The sequence below is a fragment of the Pseudanabaena yagii GIHE-NHR1 genome (genome assembly GCF_012863495.1).
GTDB classification, from domain to species: domain Bacteria; phylum Cyanobacteriota; class Cyanobacteriia; order Pseudanabaenales; family Pseudanabaenaceae; genus Pseudanabaena; species Pseudanabaena yagii.
On the sequence record NZ_JAAVJL010000002.1, the window covers coordinates 313,820 to 329,130 of the forward strand.

11 protein-coding genes are annotated in these 15,311 nt (G+C 42.0%); 2 read left to right on the forward strand and 9 right to left on the reverse strand.

Annotated features, from left to right (window positions below):
- Positions 1–41: 41 nt before the first annotated feature.
- From HC246_RS18325 to HC246_RS18335, 3 genes are all read right to left on the reverse strand, one after another.
- A complete protein-coding gene (locus tag HC246_RS18325; protein ID WP_169365229.1) occupies positions 42–1,025 on the reverse strand; it encodes a tRNA dihydrouridine synthase in 984 nt (327 codons plus the stop codon).
- Between the two features lie 101 nt (positions 1,026–1,126).
- Entirely contained in the window at positions 1,127–1,861 is a 735-nt protein-coding gene (radC, locus tag HC246_RS18330; protein WP_169364890.1) for a RadC family protein, read from the reverse strand.
- Positions 1,862–2,077: 216 nt separating this feature from the next.
- Entirely contained in the window at positions 2,078–3,718 is a 1,641-nt protein-coding gene (locus tag HC246_RS18335; protein ID WP_169364891.1) for a hypothetical protein, read from the reverse strand.
- Positions 3,719–3,766: 48 nt separating this feature from the next.
- Between HC246_RS18335 and nblS the strand changes: the two genes are divergently transcribed.
- Positions 3,767–5,743, forward strand: a complete 1,977-nt coding sequence (gene nblS / locus HC246_RS18340; RefSeq protein WP_169364892.1) for a two-component system sensor histidine kinase NblS — start codon at positions 3,767–3,769, stop codon at positions 5,741–5,743.
- A gap of 167 nt (positions 5,744–5,910) precedes the next feature.
- Here nblS and HC246_RS18345 read toward each other — a convergent pair whose 3' ends face one another.
- From HC246_RS18345 to HC246_RS18355, 3 genes are all read right to left on the reverse strand, one after another.
- Positions 5,911–9,495 carry a response regulator gene (locus tag HC246_RS18345; protein WP_169364893.1) on the reverse strand — a complete coding sequence of 1,195 codons (3,585 nt, stop codon included), beginning with the start codon at positions 9,493–9,495 and terminating at the stop codon, positions 5,911–5,913.
- Between the two features lie 72 nt (positions 9,496–9,567).
- A complete protein-coding gene (locus tag HC246_RS18350) occupies positions 9,568–9,855 on the reverse strand; it encodes a DUF3288 family protein (RefSeq protein ID WP_169364894.1) in 288 nt (95 codons plus the stop codon).
- Between the two features lie 119 nt (positions 9,856–9,974).
- Positions 9,975–11,162: a hypothetical protein gene (locus HC246_RS18355; protein WP_169364895.1), complete on the reverse strand. Its 1,188-nt coding sequence runs from the start codon at positions 11,160–11,162 to the stop codon at positions 9,975–9,977.
- Positions 11,163–11,631: 469 nt separating this feature from the next.
- On the opposite strand from HC246_RS18355, the gene HC246_RS18360 reads away from it, so the two are divergent.
- Positions 11,632–12,819 (forward strand): glycosyltransferase family 4 protein, encoded by a 1,188-nt coding sequence (locus HC246_RS18360; RefSeq protein WP_169364896.1) that lies wholly within the window; start codon positions 11,632–11,634, stop codon positions 12,817–12,819.
- Between the two features lie 85 nt (positions 12,820–12,904).
- On the opposite strand, the gene HC246_RS18365 is transcribed toward HC246_RS18360, so the two are convergent.
- The 3 genes from HC246_RS18365 to HC246_RS27010 all read right to left on the reverse strand — a co-directional run bounded on the left by HC246_RS18365 (position 12,905) and on the right by HC246_RS27010 (position 14,848).
- Positions 12,905–13,111 (reverse strand): hypothetical protein, encoded by a 207-nt coding sequence (locus HC246_RS18365; RefSeq protein WP_169364897.1) that lies wholly within the window; start codon positions 13,109–13,111, stop codon positions 12,905–12,907.
- Positions 13,112–13,175: 64 nt separating this feature from the next.
- Positions 13,176–13,829, reverse strand: a complete 654-nt coding sequence (locus tag HC246_RS18370; RefSeq protein WP_169364898.1) for a GIY-YIG nuclease family protein — start codon at positions 13,827–13,829, stop codon at positions 13,176–13,178.
- A 293-nt stretch (positions 13,830–14,122) separates the two neighbouring features.
- On the reverse strand, positions 14,123–14,848 hold the full coding sequence (locus HC246_RS27010) for a DNA alkylation repair protein (RefSeq protein ID WP_225903061.1): 726 nt from the start codon (positions 14,846–14,848) through the stop codon (positions 14,123–14,125).
- Positions 14,849–15,311: the final 463 nt, after the last annotated feature.

Here is a 15,311-nt window from a genome sequence, read left to right on the forward strand (position 1 = left end):
CAATTAATAACTTCCAAAACTTTTTCAATGAGAACATATACTTATTCACAGGATTCACAACTAGGACGCGCTACTAGATTTTCGTATGGTTCGATCGCAAAGGGAAGTTCAGGATTTGTCAATAAATGGCGATCGCACAAATCAAAAAGCTCTTGCTTTGACTGCACTAAGCGCATTCCTGCTAAGAATTTGCCTTCGGGATCGATACCAGTACCAATAAAGTTCAAGAACTTCTTCAAACTATTTACATGGGATTTCTCTCTGAGTGTATCTTGGCAAGTAATCGCAAATAGATGCTGAATATATTTGTACACATCCGCTAGGGTAATTACTTGGACAGGATTTCCTGCAAAGCGATCGCGAATTTGCTGAAAGATCCAAGGATTGCGAATCGCTGATCGCCCGATCATCACTCCTGCCGCCCCTGTTTCTTGAATAACCTGTTCGGCTTTGAGGTAAGAAGTGACATTGCCATTGGCTAATACAGGACAATTAACAGTTTGTACTGCTTGACGGATTAAGTCATAATGCACTTCGCCACGATATAACTCCTTGACTGTGCGCCCATGCAAGCTCAGCAGATCAATTTGATATTGATTGATTAGATATAAAAGTTTTTCAAAATTATCGGTCGAGTCAAAGCCTACGCGCATTTTCACAGTAAAGAGTCCCGAAATTTGCGATCGCAAAGCATCAAAAATCCGCTCGATGGTTTCAGGTTCGCGCAATAGCCCACCCCCAACATTTTTGCGATAGACACGCGGCGCAGGACAGCCAAGGTTAAGATCAATTCCTGCGATCGGGTACTTGGTAAGCTGCTGAGCAATCCGCAACATATCAGGAATGCTTTCGCCAATTAATTGAGCAAATACGGGTCTACCCGTCGTATTACAGGTAATTGATTTGAGAATCTTTTTGTCGAGATTAGAGTTGGCATATACCCGAAAATATTCAGTCACGTAATAATCGGGACAGCCATATTCGCTAAGCATTTGCATGAAGGCAAGATCGGTTACATCCTGCATGGGGGCAAGTGCCGTGAGTGGTTGTCCAGATAAAATTGGTGATGGTAGAGGTCGGGAAGGCACAATTTTTATGTTCTATGACAGCAGTTTTTTCTGCAATCTTACTCTGATTGGGGAATCTCTTTCCATAATGTTGAAACTTCACGAATACTCGAAAAGCTTCCGTTCCCTAAAATTAAGTGATCTAAGAGAGGAATACTTAGCATTCTCGCAGCTTCTAACAATTGGCGTGTAAGCTTAATATCTTCAGGACTAGGCGTAGTATTCCCTGATGGATGATTGTGAGCCACGATCAGACGTACTGCCCCACTTTTAAGCACTTCTCGAAAAATATCACGGGGATGAGCAAGGGTTTCTGTCGCTGTGCCAATGGTGATGATCCGTTGAGCAATGATGCGATTTTTGTTATCGAGCATGACCACGGCGAGGCGTTCCTGTGGTTGCCACATCAGATCTTGACTAAGAGCCGCCGCCGCGATTGCAGGATCGGTCACTTCGGTCAAGTCAGGCGGCTTCGCATAAAGTGCCCTTTTTCCTAACTCGATCGCTGCCAAAATTGCTGTAGCCTTGGCGGGACCCACACCCTCAATTTGCATGAGCTCTTCGGCGGATACCGTTTGCAAAGCCGCGACAGGATCACCAGTGCGATCTTTGCCAATGGTCTGCAAAATTAACTGTCCCAACCCTACTGCCGATAGCTTGCCTGCTCCCTGTCCCGTGCCTAGTAGGATCGCGACTAATTCGGCATTAGAGAGACTGCGAACTCCTTGGCTGAGTAATCTTTCCCTTGGGCGATCGCTCTCAGCCATATCGACAATTCGCAGAGAATAAGTCATCTAAAGTTCCACCCAATAGTTATCAAAATTTTGGCGTAATTAGTTAATCTGCAAGGATTGGAAGCATTGCTTAGCGATAAGGGACTTGCTATTAAAGTACCTGTGGCTTCGGCTCCGCTCAGCCAACGTTAGCTGAGCGAAGTCGAAGCTAGATAACTTTGGTGAAACATTTTTTATCCGCAAGAGCCTAAATGCAAACTGATCTGGAAAACACAACTATGAATCCCAGAAATAGGCACATAGATATTCGGTTAGAGTAACTGCGGGCAATCCTACCCTTTGACTATCAAAATTAGAAATTTGCGGTTGCAAAATGACTTTGCATTGAGGTAAAAACTTCTGTTTCTCTGGAGCCTTACTCTTCAACTGCTTTAATTGATTCACGACAGTAGGATTGACATTAGCTGCCGCAGACTCAGCTCTTTGTTGAATATCTACCCATTTGCTGATTTGGACTAATTCAGCACGATAGATTTTGAGTGCTTTTTGAGCATCTGCATATAGCAAAGAATCGGTAGGAATTTCTTCCAATAATTTGATCGCCTGTTGACGCTTCTCTTGGGCGGATTTCCAAACAGTGGATTTATGGGGTGGATTTTGAACTAGTTTAGCTGCCTCAATTGTGCCATTCTTCGCAGACTCCAACTTCTTATTCGCATCCTGCTCCAAATTAATCTTGCGATCAAATTCCTCTAGCTTCGGACGCAAAGCTGTTAACTCAGCCTGAGCATCCGTATACAATGAAGCAGGGCGATCAGGAACATCTTCTAATTGCGAAATAGTCGATTGTAATTGATTGCGAGTTTCGGTCAGGGATTCTAATTTTGTAACTGTTTTGGGATTGGGGGGTTGGTTACTCAAATCACGGGCATTGGTAATATATTTTTGTTGTACCGAACGATCCCATAGGAGCCAACCACATATCCCCAAGATGCTGATCGCTACGACGACAACGACACTAGATACAAGCAATGATTTAGACTTAGGTTCGGCTGTCTTTTCTAGTTCTGGTTGTTTTTCACTCTCATCAACAGATTTTGGAGTCCGTCTCGTAGGTGGTAATGGCGGAGGTGGCGGCAATGGCATGGGCATAGCCATTGTGGTTTGATCTAAGGCAAGATCATCATCTGTCCAAGCGTCTTTATCTATAGGCGATCGATGATTTGGAGATGGATGCTTTAAATCAAAAGCATCTGCATCTAGAGGATCTGGCTCTAGGCTATCTAACTCAAAGGTATTTTGCTTGAGTTTATCTAGTTTAAATTCCCCTAAATCTAAATCCCCAAAATCAAAGTCTTCAACCCGCTCGTTTTTGTGATTACCATTGCTACTTACACGAGTATCAGTACTATTAGTACCATTCTTTAAAGCTGCCCTTCTCAGGTCATTCTCAATGCTTTGCTTAAAACCTTCAAATGTCTCAGGAATATCTGGCTTAAGCTCATTTCCCTGAATTGTGGTCTCATCACTAGTTTCGGTTGGGAAAGTTAGATTTCCTAGCTCTCCTAGCCCTTCTAATTCCTCTAGGTCATCGAGATCAAGTTCAATCAATGGTAAAGGTGGCTTGATATCACCTTTTCTTTGCCATTCGGGATGTTTGGCTCCAGCGATTCTGCCATATAGTACTAAGCTACTTGCCCATTCGATACCTAGCTTATCTACACGGCGTTTCACAATATCATAGAGAGATGCGTAGTCAATCTCATCGCCATCGGCTCTAGAGATTAGAACATGTAGCTGAGATTCCTTGCGGCGGATTTGGGTTTTTACCTTATAGTTTTGAAGGTCTGCCTGTATCGCACTGACAATGCTAGCCTCATCCATCTTGAGATCCTTACCCTTGCGTTTCGATCGCACATATTAAACGAAAAGCCATACAAAAATCTAACAAATGCCTACAAAAAGATGAACTTTTTGATTCAAATTTACAATACATCTCGACGTTGGTGGACAGAGTTTTCACTACAAACGAAGCTAATGGCTCTGATTACGCTGTTAGTGTCTTTGTTAATGAGTGCGGTCACATTTTGGGCGGTCAACGATATTCAAACCGATGCTCGCCTCAATGATACGCGCTTTGGCAAAGACTTGGGATTGTTACTTGCTGCTAATGTTGCCCCTTTAGTTGCGAAAAATGATCTAGAGGAAGTAACGCGACTATCTAAAGAATTTTACGATAGTAGCTCTAGCATCCGCTATATTCTTTACGCCGATCCCGATGGCGAAATTTTTTATGGTATCCCGTTTAATTCCAATGAGGTGCAAAATTCGCTGAGCATCAGGCGGAGGATTCAGTTACCTGAAGATCCGATGACACGCCCCGATCGCCCTTTAGTACGTCAGCATATTACACCACAGGGCGAAGTAACCGATATTTTTGTAAATCTACAACATGATGGTAAATCCCTAGGAATTATTGCGATCGGGATTAATCCCAATCCTACGGCAGTTGCTTCTTCGGGATTGACTTTAGATGTAACGACAGCCGTCTTTGTGTCGATTTGGGCAATGGTAATTTTGGGGGCTGCATCGAATGCGGTGACAATTACGCGACCACTGCGGGAACTAGTGGCAGGGGTACAAAATATTGCCAGTGGTAATTTTAAGCAGCGCATTGATCTGCCTTTTGGGGGTGAATTAGGGGAATTGATTCGTAGTTTTAATGAGATGGCTCAGAGGCTCAAAACCTATGAGGAGCAAAACATTGAGGAGTTAACAGCTCAAAAGGCAAAGCTAGAAACCTTGGTATCGACGATCGCAGATGGGGCATTATTACTGGACTCGGATATGCGAATTGTCCTTGCTAACCCTGCGGCGATTAAAATCATGGGCTGGGAGCAGGATGCAGAAAATAGTAGCTGGAAAGGTAAAAGTATCTTAAATATTTTACCAGAGCGACTCAGTGAGGAATTAGGGCGATCGCTGATGCAAATTGCTACAGGCGATCGCGAAGGTGGCGAATTTCGGATCATGGCATCGGGGGATAAGGGGGACTCGGTGTTAGCCCATGCTTTTAGGATCTGGATTACCAGCGTATTAAGTACTAGTAATGCCATTAAGGGGATTGCAATCACGATCCAAGACATCACCCGTGAGGTGGAGCTAAATGCTGCCCAGAGCCGTTTTATTAGTAATGTCAGCCATGAGTTACGCACACCATTATTTAATATCAAGTCTTTTATTGAGACTTTGCATGAATATGGCGATGAGTTAAGCGATGAACAGAAAAAAGAATTTCTCGGTACGGCAAATAATGAAACCGATCGCCTGACGCGTCTTGTCAATGATGTACTAGATCTCTCGCGCCTCGAGTCGGGTCGTCAATACCATTTCTCGGCGATCGATCTATCCGAAACCATCGAACAAACGGTACGCACCTATAAACTCAATGCTTCCTCCAAGGGGATTGAGCTAATCCATGAAATTGCGCCAAATCTAGAAAGAATTTGGGGTAACTATGATTTGATTTTGCAGGTGTTATCTAATCTCGTTGGCAATGCGCTCAAATTCACTGAAGCTGGCGGTAAAGTAACGATCCGTATTTATCCTTGGCAAGACCAAACCACCACCCAGCCCCATCGCATTGTCAATTATGTGCGGGTCGAAGTCGAAGATACAGGTTGCGGTATTCCTGCCGAAGATTGCGATCGCGTATTTGATCGTTTTTACCGCGTCGAGGATAAAGTGCATACCCTTGAAGGTACTGGCTTAGGTTTATCGATTGTCCGCAACATCATCGAAAAGCACCATAGTACAATCCATATTAAGAGTGAGGTTGGGGTGGGTACGACGTTCTGGTTTGATTTGAGCGTATATCAAGATCGATGTGAGTTGCCAGTAGCAGGAACTATCTCTGCACCAGTTCAAGCAATGACCGTTTAGTTTCGCATAGCGATAAATTTTTGTGCCGCCCGCTACGCGGGCGGCACAAAAATTTATAGTTGTTTTAAATAATTTGCAGAGGGGCTTCGACTCCGCTCAGCCATCGGTGTAAGCTAGCTGAGCGAAGTCGAAGCTGTAGTTCTTATTTAAATTATCTATATCAAATCCTAGTTTGAATTGTCCTCATGGAAAAATTGATATACTTTGTTATATTCAATTTCTAATTGTTGAATTGCTAACTCTATAATCTTTAACTTACTAGTATGATCTGAGGATTTACAGAGCGAACTTAATTCTTTACAAATTGCCATCATTCTATCAGCACCAAGAGTGCCACAACCACCCTTAAGCGAATGATTCTCAAAACTAATAGTAGAAAAATCTAGTTGTTGAAAAGCTTGTTGCATAGATGTAATCGCTCTCGCAGATTCAGCCAAATAAGAATTTATAATTTCGGATGTATGCGACTTACCTACGCATTGTTCTAATATATCCAGTGAGATTGGATTAATGATATCTAACCCATCAATAGAAGATAAAAGTTGAGCAGAGACTTGATGATTTAGCGACTCATCTTTCTGTTTAGGTTGATATTGATTTAATAATGTCTCAGGTAATTGAGTTATATGATCTATATATTGGGATGATAACTTATTGGTATATTCCTGACTAGGTGATCGCAATTTCATTAAGTCTAATGTTGGTGCATTGAAGTTAGTTTTGATTTGTAAACGCTCAGCCACCCTCTGCAAAGTAATGACGAGATCTTCGATTTTTAAAGGTTTAGTAAGATAGTCATTCATGCCCGCAGCTAAAGCTATGTCGCGAGACTCTCGAAAAGCATTTGCCGATAGTCCCACAATCCAAGGATTGCGATCGCATAATTGCCGAATATTTCGACAAGCAGTTAACCCATCCATTGTAGGCATTTGAATATCCATAAAAACTAAATCGTAGCTATGTCTTTCTAACGCATGAACAGCTTCTAATCCATTCGCAACTGCATCACATTGGTATCCTAATCGCTCTAACATCAATAAGAGAATTTGTTGATTGATCGAGTTATCTTCAACAATTAAAGTTCGTAAAGGATAGTTATCTGCAAAGTGGTTAGTTACCGTTAAGTCTTGATATGGTTGAATTATTTTTTGAGAGTTATCTTCTGTAAATAAGTTAAGAAATGAATTATATAGCTTAGATCTAGTAATTGGTTTAGTTAAATAGTCAGAAAAGAGATTAGAGCTACCAGCATGATTATTTACTACTGATGACAAGAGAATAATCGGTAACGAAGAGAAAATATCATGGATATTACTTGCTAAATCTAATACATTGATAGACTGTAAATTTTGGTCAATAACAATAGCATCAAAGTCTGATAATTCTAAATACTTGAGTGCTTCTACTTCTGAATAGGCTGAATGCACAACCATCCCCCATAATTGTCCATAGGTCAAGATGATTTGCTGAACTGTTCTATTGGTATGAATAACCAGAATCTGTTTATGTTTTAGTGCAGGCGCGATCGCTAATGGTTCCGTATTAATTGCTCTTGCACAGATGGAAAATCGAAAAGTTGCACCTTGCCCAACTTCACTCTCAACCTGAATATCTCCGCCCATGAGATGGCAAAGTTCCTTGCTAATAGCTAAGCCTAACCCAGTTCCTCCATATTGTCGAGTAATCGAACTATCGGCTTGACTAAAAGGTTTAAACAGTCGCGCGATCGCTTCAGGTGCAATTCCAATACCTGTATCTCTTACTGTAAAATTCAATTGATATGTATTTGTCGCCTGATCCAACAAAGTAGCAGTGACAGTAATCGCAACTTCTCCATTGTCAGTGAATTTAATCGCATTGCCGATTAGATTTACCAAAATCTGACGTAGACAAGTAGCGTCACTGATAATACTTTGAGGAACATCAATATCAATTAAGAGAGATAGCTCTAAGGACTTTTCCTCAGCACTAGATGCCATCAATTCAAGGATTTCTTCAATCAAGCAATGGAGATCAAAGGTATTCTCTTCAATCTCAATCTCACCTGACTCAATCTGGGAAAAGTCAAGAATTTTATTAATCACTGATAATAGTACTTCTCCACCTTGGCGAATTACTGAGACAAATTGTTGCTGCTGTTCAGAGAGAGGAGTATTGCTTAATAGTCCAGTCATGCCGATCACCGCATTCATTGGTGTGCGAATTTCATGACTCATGGCGGCTAAAAATTCACTCTTCGCTTTATTCGCCGCTTCCGCAACCTTGGCAGCCGAGAGCTTTGCCTCATTTTGTTTGCGTTCGGTGACATCTTCAACACTTACGACAAATTGAATAGGCTTGTTATCTATACCATTGACTAAACTGACATGGCTCACGGCATCAATGGCAGTGCCATTCTTATGAAGATATTGCTTTTCGATGCTGTCATTTGTAGATTCTCCAGACAATAATCGATTTAAACAAGATAGAGTTAGATGGACATAGTCAGGATGTGTAATCTCAAATGCATACTTTTGTAATAGCTCATTGGCAGAATATCCATATATTTTGCAAATTTCTTGATTCACCGTCAGAAATTTACCTTCTAAACTGAGGGTTGCCATGCCTACAGGTGCATTGTCAAAGGATGTTTTTAGAAGATCCTCACTTTGTCGTAATTTCTGCTCTCGATCTAATAGCTCAGCAGTACGTTGTTGAATTTTTTCTTCTAGAGAAGAGTTAAGCTGTTGTAGATTTTGATATAGTTCTGCTTGATGAATGGCGATCGCTAGTTGTACTGACAATTGCTGAAGCAAGCGCAAATCTAGTTCTTCCCAATTACGAATCTGGGAGCATTGATGAACGATCAGTAATCCCCATAGAGATTGCGAATTAGTTAATTGGTTCGCAGTCGTAGAGCCATTAAGATGGTTGGAAACTTGAGGCAAGAGAATGGGAACTACGAGATTGGCTCTTACTTGAAACTTTTCTAAAAGCTGAATATGGCAGTTACTAAGGTTGGCATGATAAATGTCATTGGCGACAAAAATTTTGCCCTGTCGATATTCGCCACCTAAGTTATCTCGAAAACAGGAGTCAACTATATTGCTATGCAAACTAGCTACCCAAGGTTGATCAACAGCTTCGGCAACGATATTGCCACTCATATCGGGGTTGAACTTATAAATGACCGTGCGATCGGCATTCAAAAAGCTTTTGACATCTTGGACAATGGTTTCATAAATTTTATTGAGATCTAAGAATTGCCTGACATGGAGCGCTATTGTGGAAATTAAGGTCTCTTGCTGCTGCGATCGCTGAAGCTTCCGAAGGAGAGTAAACCTTTCTAATAAGCTATGAATACTGCGACAAAATGAAGCGAAATTAATTTCATCCTTAATTAAATAGTCGGCAGCCCCTAGCTTGATTGCATTTGCCGCAGCAATTCCATCCTTATACAAAGTCACAATAATCACTGGCAATTTGGGATCGGTAGCACCTTCACCAATTACCTCCAAAAAATTCAGTCCATTCCCATCAGGCAATCTAAAGTCAAGGATCACTAAATCTATCAAATGCGATCGCCATATATTAATTGCTTCTTCTAAACTACGTGCCTCTAAAATTTGATAATTAATAGTGATGTCAGATTGTAAATATCGACGATAAATAGTCAGATGACTTTCACTATCCTCCACAATCAAAACGGTGATGCGGGAATTTAATGGCTGTGAGTAGGTGTAAGGAATCTGACTATTTGAAGAATTAGACATTGACTATTTATAAAAATTAAATACCCCACTAGTGCATTATAGACATGTTTTCTCGATTAGCTTTTATTTGGCTTAAGCCCAATCATCTTGCCCTTCGTCTTGAGCCATATAAACTTTACCGATCGCATGAATTGCTTTTGTTTTAGTAAATAACTCTTCTTCAGTAAATTGCCATTTGGTAAGCACTTTGATCAAATCTGCTTGAATATCCCGCGCTCCCATAAAACCTTTGTAACGAATAATTAAACGGGCAAGATCGGCAAAATCACGATTACTAGGTGAATTTTGCGTTAATAAATCGTTTAGGATTTGCCGATCCTTAGTGTATTGGGGATGTCTTTGATCTTTAATTTCTGCCATAGATTTGTAAACCTCCATAATGAAATATGTGGTGCGGCTTTGCCGCACCACATATTTCATTCTATTAAAATAAATTTTTGAAATCACGGTTTTGCCGCGATTTCAAACGTTGGAAAAACTTAATTTCTCAAAATGATTACTTCATTGCCAGTAACAGGACTGCGGGCAATTAAATGATTTTGGGCATCAGCAACCAATAACTTCTTGAAATTGAGCGATCGCGTTCTATTTTGTAAGTCTGTTACCAATTGCGTCTGTTTTTGAGGATCTAATTGATACCAACCGTCATTAAGAGCCACAATCAAGCGACCACGCTTAAAGTTAGTTTGCACAGAACCCAACAAAGATTCGCCATATTGATTCGCGACTTCTGATACTTGGGTTTGGATCTTGGCGATCGCAATTTGCTCAGCCGTTAATGGAGCATCACCACGCTCTGGCTTTACCAAATCATTGACTGAGGGTGCTGGCTTTGCCGCAGGAGCAGACTTGACAGCATTAGGTTGCTTTTGGGCAACAGTACTCACTGGTGCTGGAGACTTAGCAGCAGTTTTGAGGTTTTGGCTATGGGCATGGGAAGGCTTGAGGATGATCAGCAGTGAGAACAAAGTCACTAGAGCGACGGTTCCCGCCCGTTTATCGAGAATGCGTTTCACATCGTCAGACAGTGGAACCTGTGTCGCAATACCACTAATTGAGCGCCAGATAGGTGCTGTTGCCGTAACAGTTTTTTTCCAAGCATCATTTTCTTGGAGCTTTTCCCAAGACTCAACTAATGATGGGGTTGCTGCTGCCTTAGTCGAAACCTTTTGCCAAATATTTGTAGCGATCGGATCAAGCTTATCTACGGAGAATTGGAGAAATTCTAAAATCTTGGGTGTGACTTGCTCTTTGACAAATTTCCAAGCAATACCAAACTCTTGTTTAACCTGTGCAGCCAATTCTGAGGTTTCAGGTGAAGCATTGAGCAGAGCCGCAGGTTCACCCGTCGCATCAAGGGCAACCTCTTGATTTTCTAAGCTTTGTTGTAGTTTTGTTAAAGCCACAATTAAAGCAGCGATCGCCTTAGCAGAAATGCTTTTGCCAGTCTGAAGCGCTTTATCTAAGGTTGGGTTATCACTTATTTTGCTTGTGTCAGTCGCCGCATCTGATGACGTTAACTTAGTTTGCAGATTCTGCAAGGCAGGAAGCAAACTTTTAACCAGCTTCAGTAATAGTGCTTGCAACTGTGGCTGAACCTTTGTCCAAGTTTGCCCCACTTGCTGAGAAACGCGATCAATTACTTCTTTAGTTTTGTTATCAGCCACATCTGCCTCCTGTCACAATTCACACGACTGCCATGTAAAGTATCACAAATTATGCAGGGAGAATAACATATCTTGAGGAGTTTCTTAAGCATTTACAGTGCGTTGCAGTGAATTAAAAACCAGAGAAATTTTTGAAAGTGCGGCTAAGCCACGCTTTCAAAAATTTCTCTGGTTTTTAATTCTGTAAGTACCATTAACGTCAGTTCGGGTTAAGCTGGCAAATTTTAAAAATCCAAAAGTAAAAGCCTTGCTTAGCAAGGCTTTTACTTTTGGGCTTTGAGAGAGGGTTTGCATAGCAAACCCTCTCTCAAAGCCCGTTTCAAAAAAGAGCCGACATCGCTGATCCGCCGCTATTTTTGCAAAATATAAAGACTTAGTAACAAGTACAAGGTTTGGTACAACCTCTTTTGGCTTTATAGTTAACTAAGCATAGCTACTTACGTTCCTACCAAACATTACCTAAAATATCATGCGTATTCTTGCTCTAGCTTGGGAGTTCCCCCCGCGCATCATTGGAGGAATTTCTCGTCACGTAGCGGAGCTATATCCTGAAGTTGTTAAGCGCGGACATGAGGTGCATTTAATCACCGTTGCGGTTGAAAATGAGCCATTAGAAACAATTGCTGATGGGATTTATGTACACCGTATTGATGTTGAAAAAAATCATGATTTTTTTCAATGGGTGGTGCAAATGAACATCAATATGTCGAAATTTGCCAGAGATTTTTTAGCTCAAAATCCTATTGATCTCGTTCATGCCCATGATTGGCTAGTCGAAGAAACCGCGATCGCTATAACTACGGAATTGCAAATCCCCTTAGTTGCCACTATTCACGCTACGGAATATGGAAGATGTAACGGAATTCATAATGATACGCAAAGATATATCCATCAAAAAGAAATTAAGCTAACGCAATCCGCTCAGAGAGTGATTGTCTGTTCAGAATATATGCGGGGCGAACTGCAACGGGCACTCGACTGTCCTGCATCCAAGACTGACGTGGTTTACAACGGGTTGAGCGTTGAGCGGTGGAAAAATATTACTGATGCCCATCAAATCCCCTTTGATCGCCTTGCACTGCGTGAGCAATATGCGAAACCCGAAGAAGCAATTATTTACTATGTGGGGCGGATCACTTTTGAGAAAGGGATTTATGTATTGCTCAATGCTATGCCAAAGGTAATCGCTGCAATGGGCGATCGCGTTCGCCTCGTAATTATTGGTACGGGCGATGCTTATTCTATTCTATTGCAGCGACAAGCTTGGGATTTAGGGATTTACCATAAAGTGTTATTTACAGGATTTATGGCAGATGCTGATCTCTGGAAGTTTCAAACGATCGCTAGCTGTGCCGTCTTTCCGAGCCTATATGAACCCTTTGGTATTGTTGCTTTAGAGAGTTTTGCTGCCAAGATTCCCCTTGTTGTTTCTAATACAGGTGGCTTACCTGAAGTTGTGCGTCATGGGTTTACAGGAATTGTCACACTAGTTAATGATGCGAATTCTTTAGCTGATGGGATTATTCGGGTTCTGAGCGATCGCGAATATGGTCAATCCTTGGTCAATAATGCTCAAACTGACCTAAAGGAGCGCTTTGCATGGGATCGACTTGCGGCTCAGACTGAATCGGTATTCTTGAAGGTATTAAAGACTTAGATCTACTTCCGCAGGATTACGCAAGTTTAGTATTACGAGGTATTGTGAGGATTTCTCAACGCTTCTAAGCACTTTGGGAATGAACTTATACAAGTTGCCAATTAGGAGTTGGCAAGGGGTTGGCAGGCAAAAGTGAAGACTTATTTGGTGCTTGATGGCGTAATCCTGATGGTGATGGCAAAAACGATAAAATTACTGTGAGACAGGCGATCGCCACCATGCTGCCAATAAAGAACTTGGCAAACCATAATTCATTAATATCTTGATCAGAATGCAAATTTTGAGGAGCCATATTAATCTTGTTGAGAATGTGTTGAGAAGGCTATCTAGCTAGGATAGCTGGTACTAGAGACGGATCAGTTTACAAAAGGAGTTCCCCAAAAGTTCCAGTTTTCTTTGTTAAATGGCGATCGCCACTTGGCAATCAGGCTTCTTTCTAGCTGTTGTCGAGGGCGAGTGGATGAAGGGGCATCCCACCAAAAGGTCATAACAACTTGGTTTGGGAGGTTGTGGGTATTATGTAGTTCTCGGTAATTTAGAAGATATCGCTTACAGTCATGAAGCCCTTTCCATCGTTTATGAGAACGACAGGTCTCTCCTATATACAGTAGCACGGGTAATTGAGATGACGCGACTAGATCGATAACAAAGTATACACAGGCATCTCCAGCATCGGCACTGGGTAAACGATAGAACTCAGCGGGTTGAAATGGTAGGGCAAAAGGATTGATTGCATGGGGATCGCAGTGACTAGACGGGATGTCAAATAGAGAAGTTTGGGTGGCGGGGATCATTGTGGTGATGGAATCTTGATATTTAGCGATCGCTTGTTTCCATACCTGCAACGACTGACTTCCCATTTCATAACTCGCACCACTGTCATAGACTCGTGTACTCCGCTGAATCCCTTCACTAAAGAGCGATCCCTGTTCATAGCTAGATCCAGACAAGGGAGTTAAGCCCTTTGTCTCTAGGTTATTACTGTTATAGGGGGTGGGGCGATCGCTCATGACTTGAAGCTGAATATGTTAAGTGGTTTATCACTGCTAGTTTAAACCTACGCTACCAAAAAGAGAGTGGATGTAGCACGGGCGAAGCCCGCGCTACATCCACTCAAAACTCAGTAAATTCCGTTAGCATTGCGTAAGCGATGTTGAAATAGCGGGGTTGGCACTGGGGCACAGCCCTACCCAAAATTTAAATTATTCAGGTAGGGGCAGGCAATCCCCCCGTGGTTGCCCTGCTGTGCTAGCGGCAAGAAATTCATACCCTGAGTTCCATGTAACACCAGTTATAAGAGGTTTTATTTCCCTGCCGAAGTCAGGGAAATAAAACCTTTTTGCATTAAATATTCCTGTCGCTGTGGTTGCTCGAAATGCTCGATCGCATAGCGCAACATTACCCTCGGCATCTGTGGGGCATATTGATCTAGGAAGTTGACTAAAACCTGTCGATCCTGTTTGCCCACTTCTCGCAGCATCCAGCCCACTGCCTTGTGAATGAGATCATGGGGATGATTTAGTAATATTTGGGCGATCGCCAAAGTATCTTCATAGGAGTGATTTTTAATCAATTCACCTGTAGTGACGATCGCAATACGTTGTTCCCATAGATTAGAAGATTGTGCTAATTGATAGAGGATTTGGCGATCGCGTGATAAAAGATATTTGCCTAAAATGGGACGACAACTAATATCCACAAGATCCCAATTATTCACAGCCTTGGTATGGGCAAGATAAAAGTCAATGATCGCTTGTTGCTTTTCAGAATTCGCCTTAGGTAACTGATAGGTGAGGATCAATAAACCTGTGAGCCTTTCTTCATGCCATTCACCAGCTAGTAATTGGGCGATCTCACTGAACTCTAAATTACGATATTTTTTAGCAAGTTGACGCTGGACAGGCACAGTAATTCCTAAAAAGCGATCGCCTTCCCCATATTCCCCTTTACCTGTCTTGAAGTAACGCGCCAGTGCGATCGCTTTCTCAGGATTAGCAAGGGCTTGTAGCTCTGTTTGCAAGGTAGACAGAGCGAGATTTGGTTGTTCGGCTAGTTTAGGGGATTTTGTCGCAGGTGATGGTGAAGATGCAGGTGACGTGGCAATTGGTCGCTTGGTAATGGTCACTGGTTGAGCAGGATTGGCAATTGCGATCAGATCAAAACAGGCGATCGTTCCCTCCGTAGTAGTCAGATAAAGGCGATCGCCAACACAGCGCATTGCCAAAGCTACACCACAACTAAGGGGATACTTCCATAAACGTTCACCTGCGCGATTAAAGGCATAGAGATCGGCTTGATGATCGGCGACAAAAATAGTCTGTTGATCATCCGTGAGCGTACAAGCATAGGGTGCACCGTCACATAGCGCTAAGACTTTAATCTCTGTCGTTTTTGCCTTAATGTCTCCCGACTTTTGTAATTCATAGAGATGATGATCGCCCGTACCGATAATGATCGTATCTTCCGTTAAAACTCCACATAAAACGCAGGCT

Coding starts and splice junctions, on each gene's coding strand:
- HC246_RS18345 (WP_169364893.1), bottom strand. CDS start 9,495: ATGTCTAATTCTTCAAATAGTCAGATTCCTTACACCTACTCACAGCCA.
- HC246_RS18365 (WP_169364897.1), bottom strand. CDS start 13,111: ATGGCTCCTCAAAATTTGCATTCTGATCAAGATATTAATGAATTATGG.
- HC246_RS18370 (WP_169364898.1), bottom strand. CDS start 13,829: ATGAGCGATCGCCCCACCCCCTATAACAGTAATAACCTAGAGACAAAG.
- HC246_RS18325 (WP_169365229.1), bottom strand. CDS start 1,025: ATGCAGGATGTAACCGATCTTGCCTTCATGCAAATGCTTAGCGAATAT.
- HC246_RS18350 (WP_169364894.1), bottom strand. CDS start 9,855: ATGGCAGAAATTAAAGATCAAAGACATCCCCAATACACTAAGGATCGG.
- radC (WP_169364890.1), bottom strand. CDS start 1,861: ATGACTTATTCTCTGCGAATTGTCGATATGGCTGAGAGCGATCGCCCA.
- nblS (WP_169364892.1), top strand. CDS start 3,767: ATGAACTTTTTGATTCAAATTTACAATACATCTCGACGTTGGTGGACA.
- HC246_RS18360 (WP_169364896.1), top strand. CDS start 11,632: ATGCGTATTCTTGCTCTAGCTTGGGAGTTCCCCCCGCGCATCATTGGA.